A 22878-nucleotide genomic window follows, 5' to 3' on the forward strand; every position below is an offset into this window, starting at 1 on the left:
TTAGTCCGCAGAATCGACAAGATTTAGGGCTGTTGCCATCTCCGCTATGGGCGATCCAGCCACCAGGCAAACACGCATAGCCCCTTGTGCGCCGAGCTGGGCGAGATGGGCTGCGAGCTCAACGTGCAATCCAGCCGTAAGCACGGCGTCAAACGTCCCATCGTCACGACCAAGATGAACCCAAGGCAGGCCAGTGCGCAGTCGTTTCTCAAATCCTGCAATCTGCGCCCGACCCTCCTGCTCCAACAGACCAAGTCGCACCTGAACTCCTGCGGCCTCTAAGCGCGAGGCACCGATGCCGCGCGTGCGCGGATCTGGATCGAGCACGCTTAAGGTAACCGCTGCCACACCTGCTGCAATCAAACTCGAACTACAGGCGGGGCCACGTGCACTTTCATGCGCACACGGCTCTAAGGTCACATAGGCATGAGACCCGGCCGCATTTGAACCGGCCATTGCCAAAGCCATCGCTTCGCCATGCGGGCGTCCGCCTGCTTGGGTACGCCCCTCGCCGACAATCAGGCCATCGCGCACCAGCACGCAGCCCACACTCGGATTGGGCTGGGTTTCACCCAGTCCCATACGGGCGAGCACGAGCGCCCGAGACATGAATGCCTTATCAGCCAGCGACCAGACCTCGACCGGATCGCCCATGTTTTCAGCCAAGGGCCGGTAAGGGCTGCGCGCGGCTCGAATCCAAATATCTCGCTGAAACGGGCTTCAAGGCCCCATCCAACTCAATCAATAAAGGATTAGCCGTTGGCACTTCGACTTCCATGATTTGGCCCTCATCTAGTCCGAACAGGTGCTTGATGATCGCACGAAGAGAATTGCCATGCGCAGATATAACGAGATTTTCCTGCGCCAAATGCGGTGCAATGCTCGACGACCAATAAGGAAGAACCCGCGCCAAAGTCATGGCTAAGCTTTCCCCATCGGGCAGAGCGCCCGAGGGGACATTCCTGTAACGTAAATCATGCGAGGGATGAAACGGATCCGACTTGGACTGCGGTGGCGGCGGAACATCATAGGATCGACGCCAAATCCGCACCTGCTCTTCGCCATGCTTGGCAACCGTCTCAGCCTTATCAAGGCCTGTGAGCGCGCCATAATGACGCTCGTTCAAGCACCAACTCTTCTCCTCGGGAAGCCAACAGCAATCCATTTCTTCCAAAGCTAACCATAGGGTTCGAATCGCCCGTGTCTGCAGCGATGTGAATGCGCGCGAGAAACCAACGCCAGATGCCTTCAAAAGCTGCCCCGCCTTGCGGGCTTGGGCTTCGCCCTCCGCAGTTAAATTCACGTCCATCCACCCAGTGAACCGATTTTCCAGATTCCATTGAGATTGCCCGTGACGAACCAGCGCTAAATACGACATTGATAACCCTTCAGAAGACGAAAAACCGGTAGCTTGGCCTCATGTCGGGCCACATAAGGGATGTCCGAGCGCTTAATCAAGCCAACCAAGCCCCAAACAAGGCCAATTCCAAAGCTACTCAAATTTGCAATGCTGCAGTGCAATATCTCTAAAATCTATATTTATCAGATGTTTAAGACCCGAATTATCCGAAATTCAGTCTGATCACAATTTTCTCAGTGCAAAAAACCTTGAGAATTTCGCAGATGCGAGATAAATAAGCCCATGGATGCTGTGGCGTCCCTGCCCTTTTTGGGCGTTTCCTCCCAAACACCTATATGGCCGGGCCTCGTGCCCGGCCCTTTTTTTGCTCTCATCAGCCTTGTCACCCTGCACGCCTTTGGATACGGGTCTGAGCGACTTCGACCATTCGCGACAACAAACCGGTCAAGGTTTCAGACATTTCTGCAAAACCTGCCCGCTTACTCATCGCTCCTTCCACCATATAGAGCGACCGATTGATCTCGATCTGCAGACTGTGTTGGTTCTGGGCGGGCTTTCCATAACGCTCGGTCGCAAACCCTCCGGCATAAGGATTATTACGCGCCACGCGAAACCCCTTTGCGCGCAGAAAGTCATAGGCCTCTGCCATAAAAATCGGCGCACATGACGCGCCAAACCGATCGCCCAAAACAATATCACTCTCGGGCGAGCCCGAGGCAGACGCAGGCATGGAATGGCAGTCAAGCAACACCGCCTGACCAAGCGCACTCTTATTCTCTTCAATCAAACCCGCAATGGCATCGTGCCACGGCATATAGACTTCGCGTAACCGAGACTGTGCGTCCGCAAATGCCAACCGACGCATGTAGATATCGACGCCATCGCCAACAGTGCGGGGAATCACCCCCAAGCCTGCCAAGACACGCGGCGAAGGCACACGCCTCTCCCCAACAGGCACATCCTCAATCAGCTCGGGGTCCAGTTCCTCTAAACCGCGATTTAGATCCACATAAGCACGCGCAAAATCGGTGACCAAAAGGGAGGCCCCAAGCTGGGGTGCCGCGTGCAAAAGCTCATCAACAAACGCGTCTTCGGAGCGGCGTAAGGCTAAGCGATCCAGTTTTGTCGCCCGCAAAAGCTCCTCAGGATAAAATCGTCCAGAGTGCGGACAGCAAACAATCACGCCAGCCCTGTCGACATCAGGTCGCGTCAATCGAAAGGCAGGCGGCCGCGTTGGCACTGTGCCAACCGCCTTATCCGACTGATAACCTGTCACAGCACCCCATATCTGCATGTGAAACCTTGTAATCCCCCCACCGGAAAAACAAAAGCCAGCAGCAGACACTGAGCTAAACCGATCGCAATTTCATACAGCAACCTCTGCAAAAATTGCTTCGCAGCAAAACTTGTCAACCTCGCCTTCACCATATTGCGCGATGAGTGGACCCACCAACTAACGGAGCATGGCCACGATGGCGAGAATTCTCTTGGCGGAAGATGACGATTCGTTGCGGACGTTCCTTGCCGCTGCGCTTAACAAAGCAGGCCATATTGTAGCGGATTTCCCAGACGGCGATCAGGCCTTGGAAGCCTTGAATGCCATGGGGTTTGACTTGCTTTTGACCGACATTGTGATGCCGGGGGTTGATGGCGTTGAGCTTGCACGACGCGCCGCCGAAGTCGACCCAGCCATGAAAATCGTGTTCATCACAGGATTTGCGGCGGTTGCTCTCAACCCCGCCAATCAAGCCCCGTCTAAAGCTAAAGTACTCTCCAAGCCCTTCCACTTACGCGAACTGGTCGCAGAAGTGGAAAAGGTTATGGCGGCTTAAGCGAGACCGTCACCCCGAAGCAAGTTCCGTCCAAACATGCTGGGCCGCATAGGCACGCCAGGGTCGCCAATTCTGCGACCTAGCTTCTAAGTCGTCATGGGATAAGCGAGTCCCATCCGGCAAAGCCAATCCACGCGCGAGAGCCACATCCCCTGCTGGGAATGCATCTGGATCGCGTAGTGCCCGCAGTGCCACATAGCTCGCAGTCCATGGACCAATACCGGGGATGGCTTGCATGCGGGAGACTAAAGTGGCTGTTTCACCCCCAAAAAAGTCGGGGCTATCCGCATAGGCTTGACAATAAGCCTTCAAACACCTCACGCGCGCTTGCGGCATCCCAAGAAAGTCCAACGGCGAAGCCAAAATCGCCTCCGCCGTGGGGAATAATCGCGCCACACCTGTTTCCGACGCCCAGACTGACGGCAATGGTTCTCCCAAATGCTGCACGAGAGCCGCACCCAATTTAATCGCTGCTGCGACGGTGATCTGCTGGCCAAGTATGGCTCGAATACCAATTTCAAACGGATCAAACGCCCCTGGGACACGCAGGCCCGGTCGACGCAGAGTCAAGGGCCGTAGCGCCTCGTCTTGCCCGAGATGGCCACTAATGATTTCTGGATCAGCAGCCAAATCAAAACCCTCCCGCACCCGGGCAATCACTTTAGGCACGGCTGTCAAATCCTGCAGCCTCAGTCGAACATCCAGCCAGTCTCCCTTTCCGCGGGACACGCCGATCAGACAAATGCGGCCATCAACCCTTAAACTACGGCGATAAACGCCCCGATCAAATGTTTCGACACCTAGGTAGAGGCGCGCCTTTAAAAATGTGGCCATCGCCTCCCAGTCATAAGGTGGCCGATAGCGCAGGCGGACTTGCAACTCAGCGGAAGATACCCCGGGTCCGTCAACGCCAATCTCGCGGCGCAGAAACGAGGGGGCGACCTTAAACACCTCCTGAAAAGACTCATTAAACCGCCTGATTGACCCAAAGCCCGATGCCATCGCGATTTGGGTGATGCTTAACTTCGTCTCGTGCAACAATTGCTTCGCCAACAAGAGTCGGCGGGTCAGCGCAACACTTACAGGGCTTGCACCTACATGCTTTAGAAACAGGCGTCTTAACTGCCGATCACCCAGGCCAAGACGCGCAGCCAATTGCTCAACGCTGCCAGTATCGAGAGCGCCCTCCTCTATCAGGCGCAGGGCCCTGCCAACCGAACTGGAAGTCCCCCGCCACGCTGGTGTGTCGGGGGCTGTCTCAGGACGACAGCGCAAGCAGGGACGAAAACCCGCCTCCTGTGCCACGGCAGCAGAAGGGAAAAAGATCACATTCTCTTTCTTGGGCAAGCGGGCCGGACAAACCGGCCGACAGTATATTCCGGTGGTTTTTACCGCGGTAAAAAAACGGCCATCATAGCGGCTGTCACGTGCCGAAATAATTGCATAGCAAGAGTCGTGATCGAGGTTCATGCCCCCTCATGCCACTGGCTCGCCAGTCGGTCTAGCGGAATTCGGACATCGCAAGACCGGCTGCACGTCCTCTCAGAGCAGGTCCGAAAACCGCCAGCGCTAAAAGCTCCAAAAGCGCACACCCTAGCACTCGACGCCCCTGCGTCTTAGGAAGACCATTATGAAACTTTCCCGCAGCCATTTTGACACTCCAACTGGCCCAATGATGCTTCTTCTTGATGAAGACCAACGAGTCCGATTGTTTGAATGGGTGGACCATCAAGCGCGGATGGAGCGGCTTTTGGCTCGCCATTATCCCAAAGCAACTTTCGCCATTGAGGACGAACCTGCTCCGCTTCGCCACCAGACCGCCATTCAATCCTATTTCTCTGGCGATACCACCGCTTTGGACTCCTTACCTGTTGCCTTCGGCGGAACACCATTTCAGCAGGCGGTTTGGAAAGCCTTGCAAACCATTCCAGCAGGCAAGACCTTAAGCTACGGCCAACTTGCCGCGCAAATTGGCAAACCGAGCGCCATGCGTGCTGTGGGCTTGGCCAATGGTGCAAACCCGATCGCCCTCATCGTCCCCTGTCATCGCGTCATCAGGGCAAACGGCACCCTAACTGGCTATGGGGGTGGCATGGAAAGAAAGCACTGGCTGTTACGGCACGAAGGCGCTTTGCCACAAAATCTCTTGTAAGGCTCCCCTGCCCGCTGGGCAAAGCAAACCAGATCGCTTAAACACAGCCCATGACCACTTTCGGCGACCGCCTAACCGAACAAACCCGCTTATATGCTACGCCTCTATGCGTTGGCTTTGACCCTTTCCCTGACCTTATCCCACGTATTTTTGGGCTTCCAGGCGAGCTTCAAACCCTCGAACGCTTCTTCAGCGCCGTCATCGAAGAGGTCTCTGGCAAGGTTCCAGTTGTGAAGCCTCAAATTGGTTTGTTTGAGCCTTGGGGGGCAGAAGGGGTAGCCTTAACAGGGAGGCTGAGCCGCCTTGCCCGAGATCAAGGAATATTGGTCATTCTTGATGCAAAGCGCGGTGACATTGGCTCAACCGCCGACGGCTATGCGCGGGCCTTTTTGGGGGCCAATGCACCCACACCTTGTGACTGCTTGACCGTTAACCCATACCTCGGTCTGGACTCGCTACAGCCCTTCGCGGCAGCTGCAAAAGCCGAAGACAAAGGTATTGCCGTGCTGGTGCGGACGTCCAATCCCGGCGCAAAGGATTTCCAAGATCTCGATTGTTCGGGCCAGCCGCTTTGGGTCCGGGTCGGCGAACAGCTGGTCGGCCTGCAGAATAACTTGATGGGTCAGTCGGGTTTTTCTTCCTTAATGGTCGTATGCGGCGCAACTTGGCCGTCCGAAGCCGTTAAATTGCGGCACATCCTGCCAAATGCCTTATTCTTGGTTCCGGGATACGGAGCACAAGGCGGGGCTGCAAAGGATGCATTGGCAGGGCTAGTCCCCGGACCTAATGGTCATGAAGGTGGCGCTGTATCGTCGTCACGCGCCATCCTATACAGCAAAAAAGCCGCCGAAGCCCAAACTCTTGCTGCCTGGCGACTGGCATTTCAAGACACATTAGCGGCCTCCATCCACGAACTTCGGGCTGCGTCCACATCTGTCGTAGAGGCCTAATAGACGAAGCGGATCGAGCACGATTTTTGGGATGGATTGACCTCAATGCGCGACTTATTTGAGACGCCGACACCACGAGTTTTCACCATCCCCCCAGCCGTGTCGTTTTTGGATGTATTAGCTCGCACTTTGGTGAATGCCTTGGTTCGCGAAGACACGCCTTTTGCGCTGTCAGATGCAATTGTGGTTTTGCCAACGCGGCGTGCAGCACGCGGCCTAGCACAGGCTTTTTTGACGTGCAGCCCACAAACGGCAACCCTCCTGCCCCGCATTCGGACCTTGGGAGATCTCGATCCGGCTGATGCTGGGCTGGGTGAGTTTGGCGACGACTTGGACCAAGACCCAGCGATTGATCCGCTAGCACGGCGATTGATCCTTGCTCGACTGATCCAAGCACGCGGTGCGCAATCCGACTGGTCCGCAGACCCTGTCTCTGCGCTCCTTGCCGCTGACGCTTTGGCCGATTTATTGGACTCCGCGGCCTTGATGGCCAGTGGGAGTGAAAACTTTGACTGGTCCAAATTGTCGACCTTGGTCAGCGAGCATGAACTGGCCAAGCATTGGGAACAATCCACAACATTCCTGTCCATCGTAACGGAAGCTTGGCCCGCCTATCTGGCCAGCGTCAACAAAGTCGATCCGGGCGTTCAACAAAGACGCAACATTGAAGCGATGGTCGACAAATGGCGGACCGCTCCGCCAAAGCAAACCATTGTATTGGCAGGCTCTACGGGATCGATGCCCGTTACGCGCAAACTCATGCACCTTATCGCGCGCTTGCCTAAAGGCATGGTAATCCTGCCCGGCTTGGACACCCTGATCTCAAAAGAAGCTTGGGTCGCGGCGCGGCATGATGATCAACATCCGCAACGGGCCATGTCCGAGGCGATTGAGGCCATCGGCATTGAACGCCATGATGTTCAAACTTTGCCTGGCGTGTCCGAACCTTTTGGCTTGGCCCAGCGCAGGCTTGTCATCAATGAAGCTTTGACGCCACAGGCCTCTACTGCCGACTGGCCCTCTCGGATTGAAGAGATTGGAAAAGGCAACATTGTTGTGGGCCTAGAAGGCCTAACGCTCATTGAAGCCGATAGTGAAGAGGAAGAGGCTAGCCTGATCGCGCATGAATTGCGTGAGACCCTGGAAAGCCCAGACCAAACTGTCGCCTTGATCACGCCAAGCGCCGAAATCGCGCGTCGTGTGGCCGCCAAGATGCAGCGCTGGGACATTGAAGTTGACATCTCATCGGGTCGGCCAATCGGGGATACCAGCGTCGGCAGCTTCTTGCGCCATGTTATGGCGTGGAGCCAAGATCCAAGCGACCCCGTAGGCCTTTGCGCGCTGCTTGGCCATCCTTTAACCTCGGTCGGCTATGCCCGCGACTATGTAGCGGCCTGCGCGGCCTCCATCGAAATCGCCCTCTTACGAGGGCCAAGAAAGGCCAGGAACCTTCCGGCCCTCATTGAATCCCTCAAGGCCCAAAATCCAAAATACTGGCGCACGATCAAAGTCGGCGGTCAACCAGTTCAGCAAGAGGATGGCGTTGCCCTTCTAAAGAGACTCAATGCCTTGATCGATGCAGCGGGGCCACTAAGCGGCGCATTGCCTGTTTATGCGCAGACGATCGCCTCCTCGGCAGAAGCTCTTGCCGCGACTGAAACCCAAACAGGTGCCGAGATTATCTGGCGCGGCGAGGCGGGAGAGGCGGCGGCGCGCTTCTTCGTAGCCTTGATGGAGCATGGCGACCTCTTTCCACCGATTGAGCCAAAAGCGATTGGACGGACGTTGGACCATCTGATGTCCGACCTCGTGGTTCGCCCGCGTGGCACCCATCCGCGCATCGCCATTCTAGGTCCGCTCGAAGCACGCCTTCTTCAGTTCAGCAAAGTCGTTCTGGCAGGTTTGGATGAGGGCGTTTGGCCGCAAGCGGCGGCGCCGGACCCATTTCTCTCGCGGCCGATGCGCCAACATTTGGGGTTACCATCGCCCGATACGCGCATTGGTCTCTCCGCACATGACTTCGCTCAATTTGCCACCGCACCACATGTCGTTTTGACCCGGTCAGCCCGCCGCAAAGATGCCCCGGCAGTCCCATCCCGCTGGCTGTGGCGTCTCAAGACCCTCGCAGCCGGGGCCCTGGGTGAAAGCGATGCCAGTGAACTCCTGACCCAAGGATCGCGCTGGAAATCCCTTCTTCGCGCGCACGCACCAAACCGAGTTTTCGACCCCATTAACGCCATTCCTGGACCAAAACCGCCAGTAGAAGCGCGCCCACGCAGCTTTCACGCGACCCAAATCGAAACCTGGATCCGAGATCCTTACCGCACCTATGTCGAAAAAATCCTCAATCTGCGCGCCCTCGATCCCTTAGGCGGACCGATTAGCGCTGGCGAGCGTGGCACAGCGATCCATAAGGGCTTTGAAGCGATCGCCTCGTGGTACAAAGCTTTACCCGCCGATCCTCGTAGTGCCCTACGCAACGCCTTCCGCTCGGCGCTGTCGCAGGCCGGGTATGATGAGACTAATCTTGCAATCGAGCTTGCCCGATTAGAGCCCACGATAGACTTTGCGGTGGAGGTGGAAATTCCCCGCTTATTGGCCGGTTGGCGGCCGATGGTGGAGAAGTCAGGCACCTATATCATGCAGACACCAGAGGGCGGATTGACGCTCACGGCACGCGCCGACCGGGTTGATGTCGGCCCAGAGGGAACCGAGATTCTCGACTTCAAGAGCGGGACGCCGCCAAAAGCCAAAACCGTCTACGCAATGTTTGACCCGCAATTACCCGTGATCGCCCTTATTGCAGCAAATAATGGCTTCGAAGATCCGGCAATTTCCTTGCCAACTGACCTTCGTCATCTCCATGTGGGCGGACGAACGCCAAAGATCGAGCCGGCAGTCCTCGCGAGCAGCAGTGTCCAAGAATTGGTGGACCGCACGCAATGGACGCTTTTGAAACTCTCTGCCCAATACCATCAAGCGGACCGTACATATCTACCCAAGCCACGGGTAAGTCTCATCAAGAATGCGACTTATGACGATCCGGTCGACCGCCTATCACGGCGGGCGGAATGGGCGAATGCGGAGGACAGCGAATGAACCGCCCTATCGTTGATCTGACCACAAAAAACCAAGCAATTGCGGCAACACCGGATCGGTCGATATGGGCGAGCGCGAATGCGGGTGCGGGCAAAACAAAAGTTTTGATTGATCGCATTGCCCGTTTGCTTCTGCGTGGGTCTGATCCCGCGAAAATCTTAGCCGTGACCTATACCAAGGCCGCCGCAGCCGAAATGCAAACCAGACTCTATGCACTTTTAGGGTCTTGGACGATTTCACCCGACGATAAGCTGACCGAGGCTCTACAAAAACTTGACCCAGAACTGAGCAATATTGAGCCGAGCTTTTTGGCCAAGGCTCGTGCCTTATTTGCGAAAGCCCTGGAAACACCAGGCGGTCTAAAAATTCAAACCATTCATGGCTTTTGCCAAACCATCCTACAACGCTTCCCGCTAGAGGCTGGAGTTCCACCGGGCTTTACGGTTTTGGAAGATCAGGCCGCAAAGGCTTTACAGGCCAAAGTATTTGACGAGGCCTTTGCCCATGACCCGGAAGCCTTCTTGGCTGTCGCGCGCCTGACAAACCAAGATGATCATCAAAAGCTGATTTTGGAAGCCATGACGGCGGCGGCACCAAACCTGCCTCTAACTCCAGACCTGCCCACTATTGCGACAAAGCTTGCGGCAAAATTGGGGATTGACCCAAACCGAACCAAAGAATCCTATCAGCATGAGGCTTTAAATCGTTTGGACCGAGGAGCCTTGATTGTCGCAGCAAGTCGGCTTGAAACGGGTGGGACAAAGGACAAGGAACTGGCAGGCAGATTAGTCCGCTTGGCACAAGACAGCGATCGTGATGCAGCGTGGGATGCTTGGCGCGACATCCTCTTAAAAGCCGATGGCGAACCCAGAAGCAAACTCGTTACCAAGAAATTCGAAACCGACTTCGCCGTTGCAAGCCTATTTGATAGCAGCGCGCCGCTGGTCTCCAGTTTTTTGCCTGCTCAAGAACGCGCATGGGCGGTTGAGACTTATCATCGGTCACTCGCGCTGACCAAAGCCGTTTTTGCGTTCAGGGCGGCTTGGATCAGGGCCAAGGAAGCCATCGGTGCTTTGGATTTCGACGACCTTTTGGTGCGCACATCCGCGCTGCTACGGGCTGGTGAAGGTGCCGCGGCTTGGGTACTCTACAAGCTCGACGCTGGCCTTGCCCATATTCTGATCGATGAGGCCCAAGACACAAACCCCCAACAATGGGACTTGCTAGAACCCCTCTTCACGGTGCTGGAGCAAGAAGCAGCGTCTCAACCCCGTACCCGCTTTATCGTTGGCGACGAGAAACAATCTATATATTCATTCCAAGGCGCAAAGCCCGAACGCTTCTTGGAGGAAAAGGCCCGCTTTGAAGCCGGTGCCGCCGAGATGGCGGACCAGCGCAGCAGCCTCACGTTCGAGCTGTCCTTTCGATCAAGCCAGACGATTCTCAACGCCGTGGATGCAGTTTGGGCTTGTACAAAGCTTGGTGGGCCACCGGAAGCTTTGGTCCCTGACGAGGCCGATGTCCCCTTTGAGCGCAAATATGCATTTCCAACAAAGCATATCGCTTTTCGTACCGATCATGCAGGCGCTGTTGAATTATGGCCAAAGACAGAACCGGGCGACAAGGCTGTCGCAAGCGAAGCTTGGGACCACCCGTTCAATATCGAGCGCGAAGATAGCAGCCGAAATCGTTTGGCCGAGCGCATCGCGCTGGAACTAAAGGCACGCCTAGAGTGTGGCTTTGCCATTCCGGGACAAAAGAGTTTGCGGCCCATGACCCCGGGCGACATCATGATCTTGGTGAAAAAGCGTGGCCCATTCTTTCACCAACTCATCAAGCGTCTCAAATATCACAAGGTCCCCGTTGCCGGTGCGGATCGGATTAAATTGGTCGAAGATCCTGCCATTCAGGATTTAATTGCGCTGGGCCGCTTTGCGCTTCTGCCAGAAGATGACTTCAACACGGCCTGTGTCCTGAAAGGGGCTTTTTGCGGTCTCGTTGACGATGATACACATCTATTCCCGCTGGCATGGAACCGGGGCAACCAATCTCTTTGGCAAAGGCTTCAACAATCCGCCGACCCATCCCATGCCTCCGTCGCCTCATTCTTGCGGTCCGTGCTGGGCCGAGCGGGTCAAATGCCACCGTATGAGTTTTTTGCGTCCGTCCTTGAAAGGCCGTGCTTAGCCGACAAAACCGGCTGGACGCTGATGATTGAGCGCTTGGGCCATGAGGCACGTGAACCCGTAGAGGCCTTTTTGGGACGCGCCCTTCATCACGGCCGAACGGAAACACCAAGTCTGCATGGATTTCTGGCGACGATTGAAACGGATGCAGCAGATGTAAAGCGCGAAATGGAACAAGGCGCAGAAGGCGTTCGGGTCATGACCATTCACGGGGCAAAGGGCTTGGAAGCCCCCGTTGTGATCCTACCAGAGACAACAGCGCCACGAGCGGCAACAAAAACGCCCTTTCATTATGACGCCGACGGTCAAGCCTTCTTGTGGTCGCCAAATTCAAAAGAAGATGCGGCTAGTTTCCGCGCCTTAAGGGAAGCCCAAACCGATGCGGAAAAGCGCGAAGACGCCCGCCTCCTATATGTAGCCATGACGCGCGCACGAGACCTATTGATCCTGTGTGGATTCCACTATGGACAAAGGAAGAAGGATACCGGGGACAGCACTGCAGAAGACCCAGACTCCAAAAGCCAAGACACTTGGTACAATTTGTTCGAGCGAGCCCTCTCCCTCATGGGCCCAGGCAAGACCCTGAAGGGGCTTATTGGCGACAACGACGATTTTAGTTTCACCCTGTGGGGCGATTATGCTGGGCAGTTAGCGCCAGAAGCTTTGGTCAAATCAACACGCCCAGCCCTGCCTGCTTGGATCAATCTGCCACCACCGGCGGAAACACAGCGGGCCCGTCGCATTGCACCTTCAGCCTTAGCGCCTGATGGTTCAGAACCTGCAACCCTCTCGCCACTGCAACCCCATGCAAAGCTGCGGTTCCAACGAGGTCGCTTGATCCATGAATTGTTGCAACGATTGCCCGACCTGCCGGAAGATCAATGGGAGATACAGGCGCACCGTCGCCTCGCGCGGGAACAAGACCTTGAAGAAGATACACGCAAACAAATGGTGGAAGAGACGCTTGCCGTGTTGAGGCAACCGATTTTTGCCCCCCTATTTGGTCCGGGGAGCCGCGCTGAAGCCTCCATCGTTGGCAGAGGACCAGGCTTGCCAGAAGATATGGTGGTCAATGGCAGTGTAGACCGCTTGGTTGTAACCGAGTCAGAAGTCATGGTTCTGGATTTCAAGACCAACCGCCCTCCGCCGCAAACCCTTGACGGTGTCGCGCAGGTATATCTCAACCAAATGGCGGCCTATCGCGCGCTTCTGTTAGGCAATTGGCCAGATAAGAAAGTCCGGTGTGCCCTTTTGTGGACGGATGGGCCACGCTTGATGGAATTACCTGATCAAATTTTGGATGATGCCTTGCGCGTCATTGCAGGGCTACCTAGTTAGAGAGACTAGCCATTTGGAGTTCATGCTATGCCAACCCTAGCCATCACCGACGACAGCTTTGAAACAGACGTTCTAAAAGCTTCGGGTCCAGTCCTTGTGGACTTTTGGGCAGAATGGTGTGGTCCTTGCAAGCAGATCGGCCCAGCTTTGGAAGAAATTTCGGACGAAATGGCTGGTTCGTTGGTCGTTGCAAAGCTAAACATTGATGACAATCCAAGCACAGGCTCGCGCTACGGCGTGCGCGGCATTCCAACCATGATGCTGTTCAAGGATGGCCAAGTGGTCTCGACCAAAGTGGGGGCCATGGCCAAAAGCCGCATTTCCGCTTGGATCGGCGAGAGCCTCTAAGCCCTATTCCCGCGGCAAACAGACAATCTGAACCACTTTGAGATCGCGCCGTACCCGATTGGCGGCGCGACTGATTTCATTGGGCCGAAGCGGTGCGATCGCTTCGCCCTCGGGCCTCACACGCGCTTCATTGAGGGCCTGAATGATGCTATCAGAACTTGTGGTGATTACACGGCCGCGACGCAAGCTTTCGGCAATCGTGATGCCAATGACATTGCCGTTTGAATCAAAGGCCGGACCGCCTGACAGCCCACCTAGCGTGCCACGCAGCCCCTTAGTTCTCGCCAGCTCTGCCCAAGCCAACGTGTTTTCGCGCCCACGCCACGCCCCCTCGGTAATCATGAGTTCCCGTCCGATTAGGCGGCTGACCACTTCGCCCGGCTGACCTTGTGGGAATCCAATATGATAACCAGTTGCCCCGATTTGCAGATCGCTTTCATTTAAGTCCATTGCCAAAGGCTCTGGTCCGCCTTGGGTCTTTAGAATCGCCACATCGGCTCGCCTCGACACATAGGCGAGGGAGGCGGCCACCAATTCCTGATCTTGCTCATTGACCACACCCAGACGTTCGCACCCCAAGGCAACATGGCGGGCCGTCAACCAAATGCCATTGTCGCCAATGGCAAACCCGGTTCCGCTCGACCAGGGGCCAGCACGTTGTGCCTCCACCATCGACTGGTCATCCGTGGGGCTGGGCGCGGGCAACAATGGTCCCGTCGACTCGTCAGTTGCTGCGCCGGGCTTTGGTACAACGAATGTCTCTGAAGGCTCAGACAGCCGCGCAGAACCGCCTCGATCACTCACGCGGCCCAGCAACCAAGCCGCTGCCACTATCAGGACCAACAGGACCAAAACTCCGTCGCCAAACCGTCTCAGCATCGCACATCAGCCATTCAAGGCAGAAGCCGTCAGCAAAGCGGCACCGATCTTCACACCAACCAGTACAGCGGCTGACGCCATCTCGCCATTTTCGATGCGCTTTGCTAGGCCCCGGACAACCAAATCGACCAATCGAAACATCGCCAGTTGCAAGACAAGGGCCGTCAAACCCCAGACAATGACATCCAACAAGGCGTGAGATGTGGCCAGTGTCGCCGCAATCGGAATGGCAATGCCAATCGCTGCGCCGCCCAAAGACAGTCCGGCCGCACTATTGCCAGCACGAACAAGCTCTATTTCGCGATGCGGCGTAATCGCCATGTAAAGCCAAACGCCAAAGGCCCAAATCAGGATTGCAACGCCACCTTGAAATAGAAAAGCAGGCAGCCCGATAACAAAGGCTTGCAACGAAGGGTCCATACGTAACTTTCCTCTCTGGTGCGGTGGAACCTAACTTCCAGTGCCGACGTTTTGGCTTTAATGCATCAAGCTTCAAATGGAAGTCTGAATTGGAGCCGACATGACCAACACCGCCAAAGTTGCCCTTATTACTGGCTCCACAAGCGGAATTGGCTTGGCCATTGCCGAAGCCTTCGCTGCAGCAGGCTATGGCATCATGATCAATGGCTTGGGCGATGCCGACCAGATTGAAGCAACCCGGGCAAAGATAGCAGCCGATCACAAAGTAGACGTGCTGTATCATCCGGCCAATATGTTGGCACCGGCTGAGATCGAAGACATGGTCACCCAAACCCGCACGCACTTTGGCCGTCTCGACGTCGTGGTCAATAATGCAGGCATTCAATTTGTTGCGCCGATTGAGGAATTCCCAGCTGAAAAATGGGACCAAATCATCGGCATCAATCTGAGCTCCGCGTTCCACACCATCCGCCACGCCATTCCCGGCATGGCAGCGCAAAAATGGGGCCGGATCATCAATATCGCCTCTGCTCACGGCCTCGTTGCAAGCCCGTTTAAGTCAGCCTATGTGGCGGCAAAACATGGTATTGTAGGTCTAACCAAGACGGTCGCACTTGAGCACGCAAAAGAGGGCGTCACCTGTAATGCCATTTGTCCCGGATATGTCTTGACCGGCCTTGTGAAGGCGCAGATTCCCGATCAAGCAAAATCACGCGGCATTACAGAGGAAGAAGTCATCCAAAATGTGTTGCTGGCAGCCCAACCAACCAAACAATTTGTGACCGTTGAGCAAGTTGCTTCTTTCGCCCTCTATCTCGCCAGCGACTCGGCAGCGCAAATCAATGGTGCGATCCTAACAATGGATGGTGGATGGACCGCGCAATAGGGCCTCACACTATTCCGTCTTAGGTTTCTGGCAGCGCCCAATAAGGGCTTCGAGCTGGGCGGGTTGGGGGGCGGCGATTGTGATCGCCACGCCATTCGCTGCAAACTCTAAGGTCTGACCGGCACCAAGCCGGGCGAGGAATGGATCACCCTCGATCTTTTCTGCCCGCCCGTCCATTTCAAAGCCATTGGCACTGGGTTTCCAATTCATCGAACGTACGACTGTTTTTCCGCCACTCTTGAGTTGAACAGAACCAGTCGTACCCTCTGTAGGGCCCGGTAGCCCCGAAACGGCGATTGTGTAGCCACCACCGGCACGGCATGCGACAGAAGCGAGAGCTCCTTTCTGGCCAAGTGGGGACGCGATGCGTGTGGCACTTGGCTCCCGCCAAGGCAATGAGTCCGCTTTGGCACTCGGTGCAGGTGACGTGGCCGTTTCCCATCGTACGAGTCCTGTTCTGACGTCATAGAAGGCGACCGTTTGAACAGGCGAGGGTCCAGACGCGTCATCGGCGGCCTCACGGCCAAGTGCGGACGGACAAAAACCAGCTAATGCGAGGCCACGCGCCCGGACCTCTGGCTTAACTGCACTTGCCTGAAGCCGTTCGGCCAAGGTGATCTTTGTAGCGCGGGGTAAATCGAGCACAATGACGCGGGTAGAGCAGGGCTTAGGTGCTATATCGCCCGCGACCAGAACGGCTACCTCCGGCAGAAGGCCCGAATCAGGCCACACTGCTTGGATCGACAGCTTTTGTGGCCACCCCGCCGTAGGCACGTGCTTTTGGCTTTCCAACGCTGCCGTTTCAGGCAGTAAAGCATCTCCTTGCCCTTTCGCTTGTGAAGGTCGGGGATAAATCAAAACCCCATCGAGATAGGCCGCTGAGCCGCCATCCTCGGTCGTGACCTCGATGAGACCGCGCGCCGTCAAGAGTTGGGTCTCTGGCAGACTTGGCAAGCTGGCCCCCGCCTTCACCAAATCCACAAAGCGCTTTCCAGCGGACTGCACTGCCCCATCCCGGCGCATTTCGGTTAGGATAAGCGTCCCCATCTGAGGCCCGGTTTGAAACCGAAGCACAAGAGTCTCCGGCATGTCATTCGACCTCGCGTTGACCGTGGGTCCGGGCTTAAAAACATACCCTATTTCAGCACCAGACTGGATCGGCTGAAAGGATCTTGAGGCGGTAAAGCCTGCTTGCGAGGCACGCACCTCAATATCGTTGAGATATTGCTCCACCGACAGATTTGTGGGGATCGGCCCTTGAACCGCATCCAATTCCGCGAGGATGGACTGCGGCAAGACCGACAAAAGCGCTTGATCCGTTTGCGACTTGGTGGATCCGGCAACTGTCGCGTCAATTCCTACCGGCGCAGCTGACCTCAAGAATGGCAGAATAATCCCGCCGGAAGCCACCCCTAGTCCGAAGGAAAACAAGGCAACTAAAGCCAGCATGCCAACGCCGAAACGCGGCCCATAAATCGGCTTAGAAGCAATTGTCACCGGATCACGTTCGTTTGGATGCACCATAGGTGGATGTAGGGCCTATTTGCCCGCTTCGCCAAGGGAGATGGCGCACCCAAGTTCGCCGCACTGCAGGGAAAGAAGGCGTTTGCCCTTCAAACCAAAGTCAACGCACGCTAAACACCTTCTATGACCACTGTATCGCCCGCCGAACCGCCCATGACCCCCGCCCTGGTAGCCGAACACGGCCTCTCGGAGGCAGAATATGCCATTATCTTGGACCGTTTGGGGCGTGAACCCAATCTGACGGAACTGGGCATCTTCTCGGTGATGTGGTCGGAACATTGCAGCTACAAAAGCTCGCGCCGTCACTTAGCTAAATTCCCGACGAAAGGCCCGCGCGTCATTCAAGGTCCCGGTGAAAATGCTGGCGTCATTGATATTGATGACGGGCAGGCTGCTGTCTTCAAAATGGAAAGCCACAACCACCCAAGCTTTATCGAGCCCTATCAAGGTGCGGCAACGGGGGTGGGTGGTATTATGCGCGATGTGTTCACCATGGGCGCACGCCCCATCGCCTTGGCCAATGCGCTGCGCTTCGGGAGCCCAGACCATCCGCTAACGCGCCGCTTGGTGTCGGGCGTCGTCGCGGGGATCGGCGGCTATGGCAATTGCGTCGGCGTACCAACTGTTTGTGGTGAGACGAATTTTCACCCTGGCTATAATGGCAATATTCTCGTCAATGCTATGTGCGTCGGCCTCGCCGATGCCGACAAGATCTTTTATGCGCGCGGGGCAAAGATAGGTAGCCCAATCGTCTATTTTGGCTCTAAAACGGGCCGCGACGGCATCCATGGTGCCACCATGGCCAGCGCCGAATTTGACGAGGCTAGCGAAGAAAAGCGCCCTACCGTGCAGGTTGGCGACCCATTTGTCGAAAAGCTGTTAATTGAGGCTTGTCTTGAACTGATGGCCACCGACAGCATTGAAGCTATCCAAGACATGGGCGCTGCGGGCCTAACATCGTCATCGGTGGAAATGGCGGGCAAAGAGTATCTTGGTATTGAGCTGGATATGAATGCCGTCCCCGTCCGCGAAACCGGCATGACTCCTTATGAAATGATGCTGTCGGAAAGCCAGGAACGCATGCTGGCCATTTTGAAGCCCGGTCGAGAGGCTGAGGCCGAGGCCATCATGAAGAAATGGGACATCGACTTTGCTGTCATTGGCAAAACAACCGACACCGGTCGGATGGTGTTGCATTGGAACGGGGCTATCGTTTGCGACATCCCCGTCGCACCCCTCAGTGAAGACGCCCCAAATTATGATCGGCCTTGGGTTCAGCCCGCGCTGCACCCTGTTGTAACCAGCGCAGAGGTCACTGCGATTAAAGACTGGCGTGACGCAGCTTTGAAACTCCTGTCTTGCCCCGATGGGGCTTCCAAGCGCTGGCTGTGGGAGCAATATGACCGTCACGTGATGGCCGACAGCTTAGAAGAAAGCGGCACGCCATCTGATGCCGCCGTCGTCCGCATTCACAATACCAAAAAGGCGCTAGCAATCAGCTGTGACTGTACCCCACGCTATGTCTTGGCAGACCCGTTTGAGGGCGGCAAACAAGTTGTCGCCGAAGCATGGCGGAACCTAACAGCGACCGGTGCCAGCCCCATAGCAATTACCGATAATCTTAACTTCGGCAATCCGCAACGCCCCGAGATAATGGGCCAATTTGTACGCGCCACTGACGGTATGGCCGAAGCCTGCCGCGTCCTCGACTTTCCCGTCGTGTCGGGCAATGTCAGCTTGTATAATGAGACCTCTGGCCAAGCGATCCCACCAACCCCGGCTATTGGCGGCGTTGGACTGCTGACCGACTATACCAAACGCGTTGGCTTTGGGGACGTGCGCATGGGTGACATGGTCATTTTAGTCGGCGAAACGACCGATAATCTGGGCGCAACCTTGGCTCTACGCGAAGTGTGGGGCCGGGAAGATGGCGCGCCGCCCAAAGTTGATTTAGCTCAAGAGCGCGCGACCGGGGATGTGGTGCGAACCTTGATTCAAGCCGGCCATATCCGCGCCTGTCACGATTTGTCTGATGGCGGGCTCTTGGTCGCGGCCGCAGAAATTGCAATGGCCTCGGGCACCGGCCTCGCCCTTACCCTGCCAAAGGGCCTGAGCACCGAAGCGGCCCTATTAAGCGAAGATCAAGCGCGCTATTTGCTGATCGTCGACCCAACGCACGCCGACAGTGTCTTTGCCGCCCTTGAGGATAAGTCCATTCCTTGCACGGCCCTTGGTTCTGCCGGTGGCTGCGAATTGACCGTCCAAAATGTCATGGCAATTGATATCACCGATCTGAAACGAGCCCACGAAGCCTGGATGCCTGCCTTTATGGCCTAGGCACCAAACCCTTTACCCCGGAGACAGACATGCCCATGGCCGCTTCTGACATTAAGTCGATGATTTTGGACGCCTTTCCCGATGCTGACATCGAGATTATCGACCTCGCAGGGGACGGCGATCACTATAAAGCGATCGTGAAGAGCAATGGATTTGTCGGGATGAACCGCGTGAAGCAGCATCAAGCTGTCTATGCTGCGCTGAAAGGCAAGATGGGGGGCGAGCTACATGCGCTCGCCCTTGAAACTGGCCTGAAATCATAGGCTTTGGTCGGCTATTTCTTGATAATCAACAGGCTGTAGTCGCCACCTGCAGCCTCTTCCACCGTTGTGACGCGAATGATCTGTGGTCCGCTTGTGGTGACTGTATAGACCAATTTGGCATTGGTACCGCCGCCACCGTCGTCGTCTGATGTATAATCATCATCGACTCGATCAATCTGGCGCGCACCAACGAGGACATCGAAGCTCTCCGAATTGGCAGTGATCTCGTAAGTCTCACCAACTTGGCCGTTGAAGACATACCGATCAAAATACTGGCTGTCATTCCTTAAGGGGTCGGTGGGCCCGAGATTACCCCGAATAGTCTCGCCAAACTTTGCCCGGGCAGGGAAGGGCGGCACGATTGAAGCCGGCATCTCACTCACACCAATCGTATAGGCCCCTTCTTGGGCGGCTTCATTGGCCGTCGCCCGGACAATGTAGGTGCCATCACTGGGTGCCGTAAACTTAATCCGTGCATTCACGCCTTTGCCACCATCGTCATCTTTGGCAAGCGGCTGAAAGGCAACGGAACTCAACAGGCCGATTTCTAGCATGGGGTCGAGATTGGCCTCGTCATCCTTGTCCATGACTACATTGACGCGCTGACCTGCACGTAAAGCAATCGAATAGGTGTTGAACAAGGTATCGGTGGCGGCGAGGCGAGCACCGCCATCGCGCAATTGACCGGAAATCGCCAGTCCCAGGCGCAAGGGCTGGGAAGCTTCGGGGGCGCGGTCTGACGCGGCCTGTTCCACTGTCAAACGATAGGTGCCAATGGCGGAGCCAACACGCTGGGCCTCGAGAACAAAATTACCTGTCGTTTCAGGGCGGAATCGCAACATCGCATTGCTGCCGGCCCCGCTGTCATCATTTTGCGCAACCGCATCAAGGCTGCCATCCGTGGCAATTTTTCCGATTGCGACTTTAGGGTCCAACTCACTGCCAGAGGCGGCCGTAAGCGAGATCTTGTAAACTTTCCCAGCTTCCAATCGTAGCCCATAGCGTACAGCCTGAACATCTTCTCCATCGGCTTCATAGCGTGGCGTTGACTCTGTAATCGCGCCACTCACGGCCTGGCCAAGCGTAAGGGCTATCGGGGCCGGCATGGGCGATAGCGCCTGACGCAACCCTGTAGACAGCTTATATCTACCGCCATCATCTGAACCGACAGCTGTTACACGCACTTGGTACAAACCAGAACGTGGCACCGTAAAGCGAATTCGAGCATTGGTTCCTGGCCCGCCATCATCATCTTCGGCGACTTTCGCGCCAGCCGGCGTTAGAAGTTCAAGTTTAGGGTCAAAATCGTCCGACGAGAGGTCTAGCTGAACTTCTTGGTCGGCAGCCAGTCGAACCGCGTAAGCATCCACCATGGCCCCATCATCGGTTACCGCATCATTGCCATCGAGGGCTTCGGAAACGCTTTCGCCAAAAGGAAGTGGACGCGCCGAAATGCGCGGCGGGGCAGAGGCGGTTGCAAGCAGTGTAAATGCGCCTCGATCACCCTTATCCATGGCATTCACCCGGATTTGAAGCACACCAGACGCGGGAGCAACTTTACGGGCAACGGCGGCCTTATCGGTCTCGCCAATAGATGTGGCACATGTTTCGCACGCTTCACTCATTTCCTCGCCGACTGCCACAATCGGCTGAAACGCGGTGCTGGTCAGCGTTACAGTCACCAATTGGCCCGCCGGTGCTCGAACTTGAAACAATTCATAGCTGCTTCCATCGCTCTGCAAGACGGGGTCTTCTGGTCCCATCGCGCTTTGAACGGGCTGGCCAAGAACCAAGGGGCGTGGCGTACTCTGCGCCGTTACAGGCCCAGTCAGGGCGAAAACAAGGATGGAAGCCGAACCGAACCAAAAACGACGCATCATGATGCAGCCACACTGTGGCCCCTGAAACGGATGCTCCCCCTGGCCACAGCGCATCACGTCATAAGCAAAAGTTAGACCAGAAGCTTTAGCTATAAAGACCAATTATTCTTTCTCAATGGCAATCGCCAACCACGCGCAATCTCAGTTGGACTTGACCCAGAGCCTCCGGGTCCCTAGCTGAAGAGAAGCGACGTATTTTGCCAGACCTATTTGGTCACACCATGATTGACGCAGCGGTTCATGTGTTCCATCGAAGGATAACACCTTCTTAGACACGTTCTGGACCCCAGCAAGGAGCACGAGCCATGAGCGACGCACACGCCTTTATCGATAACCTAGTCAAAACCAATGATGTCGTTCTGTTTATGAAGGGCACATCTCGCATGCCAATGTGCGGCTTCTCCGGGACGGTCGTGAAAATCCTCGACCATGTCGGCGTGGATTATCAGGATGTGAATGTCTTGGCCGATGAAAATGTTCGCCAAGGGATTAAGGATTATTCCAACTGGCCAACCATCCCCCAGCTTTATGTGAAGGGTGAATTCATTGGGGGCTGCGACATCGTGCGTGAAATGTTTGAAACCGGCGAACTTAAGCAGGTCTTGAGCGAAGCAGGGGTTTCAATCCAAGCTTAATCTTCAGATGTATAGGCACAAAAAAGCCCGCTCGGCCAAAGCTGAGCGGGCTTTTCTGTATGTGATCTAGGGCAGAAATTACGAAGCGTAATATTCCACAACCATGTTTGGTTCCATTTTGACTGGATATGGAACGTCTGCCAATTCCGGCACGCGCAAGAAAGTCGCCTTCATCGCACCGACATCCATCTCGATATAGTCTGGGAAGTCACGCTCTGCGGAGTCCAAAGCTTCCAAGACCAAAGCCATGGTGCGGGACTTTCCGCGGACTTGAACAACGTCACCGACGCGCAAACGGTACGAAGGAATGTTCACCTTCTTGCCATTCACCGTGACGTGGCCATGGTTGACGAACTGACGTGCCGCAAACACGGTTGGCACGAACTTCGCACGATAAACCAGCGCGTCCAAGCGGCACTCCAAGAGGCCGATCAGGTTTTCAGCGGTGTTGCCCTTACGGCGTGCGGCTTCTTCATACAGGCCAGCAAACTGCTTTTCTGTGATGTTGCCATAATAGCCCTTCAGCTTTTGCTTGGCGCGCAGTTGAGCACCGAAAGCTGAAACCTTGGCAGGGCGAGCGGTTGGGCCGTGCTGACCTGGCTTATAGGTCCGCTTGTTTACTGGGCTTTTGGGACGGCCCCAAAGGTTTTCGCTGAGGCGACGGTCGATTTTATACTTCGCAGCAATGCGCTTTGACATGTTTAGTCCATTACGTTGTTGACGGTCCGGGCGGCACACCATGTGTCGCGATTGCAATGGCCGGAAATCCATCACCCATGTCTTCCCCCA

At 55.9% G+C, this 22878-nt stretch carries 19 protein-coding genes; 10 read left to right on the plus strand and 9 right to left on the minus strand.

Annotation, left to right across the window (positions count from 1 at the left end):
- The 3 genes from B7364_RS15415 to B7364_RS15425 all read right to left on the minus strand — a co-directional run bounded on the left by B7364_RS15415 (window position 1) and on the right by B7364_RS15425 (window position 2654).
- Complete coding sequence (locus B7364_RS15415) at window positions 1-654, minus strand: bifunctional diaminohydroxyphosphoribosylaminopyrimidine deaminase/5-amino-6-(5-phosphoribosylamino)uracil reductase RibD (protein ID WP_085341023.1); 654 nt, start codon at window positions 652-654, stop codon at window positions 1-3.
- A gap of 4 nt (window positions 655-658) precedes the next feature.
- Window positions 659-1378 (minus strand): 2,3-diphosphoglycerate-dependent phosphoglycerate mutase, encoded by a 720-nt coding sequence (gene gpmA, locus B7364_RS15420; RefSeq protein WP_085340928.1) that lies wholly within the window; start codon window positions 1376-1378, stop codon window positions 659-661.
- Window positions 1379-1742: 364 nt separating this feature from the next.
- Window positions 1743-2654, minus strand: a complete 912-nt coding sequence (locus B7364_RS15425) for an N-formylglutamate amidohydrolase (RefSeq protein WP_085340929.1) — start codon at window positions 2652-2654, stop codon at window positions 1743-1745.
- Window positions 2655-2832: 178 nt separating this feature from the next.
- Here B7364_RS15425 and cpdR point away from each other — a divergent pair, with 178 nt between their 5' ends.
- Window positions 2833-3192, plus strand: coding sequence for a cell cycle two-component system response regulator CpdR (gene cpdR / locus B7364_RS15430; RefSeq protein WP_085341024.1), 360 nt, complete (start codon window positions 2833-2835; stop codon window positions 3190-3192).
- Window positions 3193-3201: 9 nt separating this feature from the next.
- Here the strand turns inward: cpdR and B7364_RS15435 are convergent, their stop codons facing one another.
- Window positions 3202-4662, minus strand: coding sequence for an AlkA N-terminal domain-containing protein (locus tag B7364_RS15435; protein ID WP_085340930.1), 1461 nt, complete (start codon window positions 4660-4662; stop codon window positions 3202-3204).
- Between the two features lie 160 nt (window positions 4663-4822).
- Here B7364_RS15435 and ogt point away from each other — a divergent pair, with 160 nt between their 5' ends.
- Genes ogt through trxA form a run of 5 tightly spaced genes read left to right on the plus strand, consistent with a single transcriptional unit; the run spans window position 4823 to window position 13265 of the window.
- Window positions 4823-5344, plus strand: a complete 522-nt coding sequence (ogt, locus tag B7364_RS15440) for a methylated-DNA--[protein]-cysteine S-methyltransferase (RefSeq protein ID WP_085340931.1) — start codon at window positions 4823-4825, stop codon at window positions 5342-5344.
- 50 nt (window positions 5345-5394) lie between these two features.
- Window positions 5395-6294, plus strand: a complete 900-nt coding sequence (pyrF, locus tag B7364_RS15445; protein ID WP_085340932.1) for an orotidine-5'-phosphate decarboxylase — start codon at window positions 5395-5397, stop codon at window positions 6292-6294.
- 45 nt (window positions 6295-6339) lie between these two features.
- Window positions 6340-9393, plus strand: a complete 3054-nt coding sequence (addB, locus tag B7364_RS15450; RefSeq protein WP_085340933.1) for a double-strand break repair protein AddB — start codon at window positions 6340-6342, stop codon at window positions 9391-9393.
- Window positions 9390-12917 carry a double-strand break repair helicase AddA gene (addA, locus tag B7364_RS15455; protein ID WP_157893739.1) on the plus strand — a complete coding sequence of 1176 codons (3528 nt, stop codon included), beginning with the start codon at window positions 9390-9392 and terminating at the stop codon, window positions 12915-12917. Before addB ends, addA begins: the two co-directional genes overlap by 4 nt.
- A 27-nt stretch (window positions 12918-12944) precedes the next feature.
- A complete protein-coding gene (gene trxA, locus B7364_RS15460) occupies window positions 12945-13265 on the plus strand; it encodes a thioredoxin TrxA (protein ID WP_085340935.1) in 321 nt (106 codons plus the stop codon).
- 3 nt (window positions 13266-13268) lie between these two features.
- Here the strand turns inward: trxA and B7364_RS15465 are convergent, their stop codons facing one another.
- Window positions 13269-14144 carry a S1 family peptidase gene (locus B7364_RS15465; protein WP_085340936.1) on the minus strand — a complete coding sequence of 292 codons (876 nt, stop codon included), beginning with the start codon at window positions 14142-14144 and terminating at the stop codon, window positions 13269-13271.
- A 6-nt stretch (window positions 14145-14150) separates the two neighbouring features.
- Complete coding sequence (locus B7364_RS15470) at window positions 14151-14564, minus strand: DUF350 domain-containing protein (RefSeq protein WP_085340937.1); 414 nt, start codon at window positions 14562-14564, stop codon at window positions 14151-14153.
- A gap of 88 nt (window positions 14565-14652) precedes the next feature.
- Here B7364_RS15470 and B7364_RS15475 point away from each other — a divergent pair, with 88 nt between their 5' ends.
- Window positions 14653-15450: a 3-hydroxybutyrate dehydrogenase gene (locus tag B7364_RS15475; RefSeq protein ID WP_408606352.1), complete on the plus strand. Its 798-nt coding sequence runs from the start codon at window positions 14653-14655 to the stop codon at window positions 15448-15450.
- 9 nt (window positions 15451-15459) lie between these two features.
- Here B7364_RS15475 and B7364_RS15480 read toward each other — a convergent pair whose 3' ends face one another.
- Entirely contained in the window at window positions 15460-16974 is a 1515-nt protein-coding gene (locus B7364_RS15480) for a hypothetical protein (RefSeq protein WP_085340939.1), read from the minus strand.
- A gap of 123 nt (window positions 16975-17097) precedes the next feature.
- Here B7364_RS15480 and purL point away from each other — a divergent pair, with 123 nt between their 5' ends.
- Window positions 17098-19311 (plus strand): phosphoribosylformylglycinamidine synthase subunit PurL, encoded by a 2214-nt coding sequence (gene purL / locus B7364_RS15485; RefSeq protein ID WP_085340940.1) that lies wholly within the window; start codon window positions 17098-17100, stop codon window positions 19309-19311.
- A 29-nt stretch (window positions 19312-19340) separates the two neighbouring features.
- Window positions 19341-19574, plus strand: coding sequence for a BolA/IbaG family iron-sulfur metabolism protein (locus tag B7364_RS15490; RefSeq protein WP_085340941.1), 234 nt, complete (start codon window positions 19341-19343; stop codon window positions 19572-19574).
- A gap of 11 nt (window positions 19575-19585) precedes the next feature.
- Here the strand turns inward: B7364_RS15490 and B7364_RS15495 are convergent, their stop codons facing one another.
- Window positions 19586-21454, minus strand: a complete 1869-nt coding sequence (locus B7364_RS15495; RefSeq protein WP_157893740.1) for a PPC domain-containing protein — start codon at window positions 21452-21454, stop codon at window positions 19586-19588.
- A 305-nt stretch (window positions 21455-21759) separates the two neighbouring features.
- Between B7364_RS15495 and grxD the strand changes: the two genes are divergently transcribed.
- A complete protein-coding gene (grxD, locus tag B7364_RS15500) occupies window positions 21760-22089 on the plus strand; it encodes a Grx4 family monothiol glutaredoxin (RefSeq protein WP_085340943.1) in 330 nt (109 codons plus the stop codon).
- Window positions 22090-22167: 78 nt separating this feature from the next.
- Here grxD and rpsD read toward each other — a convergent pair whose 3' ends face one another.
- Entirely contained in the window at window positions 22168-22788 is a 621-nt protein-coding gene (rpsD, locus tag B7364_RS15505) for a 30S ribosomal protein S4 (RefSeq protein WP_085341025.1), read from the minus strand.
- Between the last annotated feature and the right edge of the window lie 90 nt (window positions 22789-22878).

This window comes from Aquidulcibacter paucihalophilus (assembly GCF_002105465.1).
GTDB classification, from domain to species: domain Bacteria; phylum Pseudomonadota; class Alphaproteobacteria; order Caulobacterales; family Aquidulcibacteraceae; genus Aquidulcibacter; species Aquidulcibacter paucihalophilus.

What these genes read in the sequence shown, in the direction of transcription:
- B7364_RS15490 (WP_085340941.1), top strand. Translation starts at nt 19,341, where the DNA reads ATGCCCATGGCCGCTTCTGACATTAAGTCGATGATTTTGGACGCCTTT.
- B7364_RS15425 (WP_085340929.1), bottom strand. Translation starts at nt 2,654, where the DNA reads ATGCAGATATGGGGTGCTGTGACAGGTTATCAGTCGGATAAGGCGGTT.
- B7364_RS15415 (WP_085341023.1), bottom strand. Translation starts at nt 654, where the DNA reads ATGGGCGATCCGGTCGAGGTCTGGTCGCTGGCTGATAAGGCATTCATG.
- grxD (WP_085340943.1), top strand. Translation starts at nt 21,760, where the DNA reads ATGAGCGACGCACACGCCTTTATCGATAACCTAGTCAAAACCAATGAT.
- purL (WP_085340940.1), top strand. Translation starts at nt 17,098, where the DNA reads ATGACCACTGTATCGCCCGCCGAACCGCCCATGACCCCCGCCCTGGTA.
- addA (WP_157893739.1), top strand. Translation starts at nt 9,390, where the DNA reads ATGAACCGCCCTATCGTTGATCTGACCACAAAAAACCAAGCAATTGCG.
- pyrF (WP_085340932.1), top strand. Translation starts at nt 5,395, where the DNA reads ATGACCACTTTCGGCGACCGCCTAACCGAACAAACCCGCTTATATGCT.
- cpdR (WP_085341024.1), top strand. Translation starts at nt 2,833, where the DNA reads ATGGCGAGAATTCTCTTGGCGGAAGATGACGATTCGTTGCGGACGTTC.
- B7364_RS15435 (WP_085340930.1), bottom strand. Translation starts at nt 4,662, where the DNA reads ATGAACCTCGATCACGACTCTTGCTATGCAATTATTTCGGCACGTGAC.
- addB (WP_085340933.1), top strand. Translation starts at nt 6,340, where the DNA reads ATGCGCGACTTATTTGAGACGCCGACACCACGAGTTTTCACCATCCCC.
- trxA (WP_085340935.1), top strand. Translation starts at nt 12,945, where the DNA reads ATGCCAACCCTAGCCATCACCGACGACAGCTTTGAAACAGACGTTCTA.
- B7364_RS15495 (WP_157893740.1), bottom strand. Translation starts at nt 21,454, where the DNA reads ATGATGCGTCGTTTTTGGTTCGGTTCGGCTTCCATCCTTGTTTTCGCC.
- B7364_RS15465 (WP_085340936.1), bottom strand. Translation starts at nt 14,144, where the DNA reads ATGCTGAGACGGTTTGGCGACGGAGTTTTGGTCCTGTTGGTCCTGATA.
- ogt (WP_085340931.1), top strand. Translation starts at nt 4,823, where the DNA reads ATGAAACTTTCCCGCAGCCATTTTGACACTCCAACTGGCCCAATGATG.
- gpmA (WP_085340928.1), bottom strand. Translation starts at nt 1,378, where the DNA reads ATGTCGTATTTAGCGCTGGTTCGTCACGGGCAATCTCAATGGAATCTG.
- rpsD (WP_085341025.1), bottom strand. Translation starts at nt 22,788, where the DNA reads ATGTCAAAGCGCATTGCTGCGAAGTATAAAATCGACCGTCGCCTCAGC.
- B7364_RS15480 (WP_085340939.1), bottom strand. Translation starts at nt 16,974, where the DNA reads ATGGTGCATCCAAACGAACGTGATCCGGTGACAATTGCTTCTAAGCCG.
- B7364_RS15470 (WP_085340937.1), bottom strand. Translation starts at nt 14,564, where the DNA reads ATGGACCCTTCGTTGCAAGCCTTTGTTATCGGGCTGCCTGCTTTTCTA.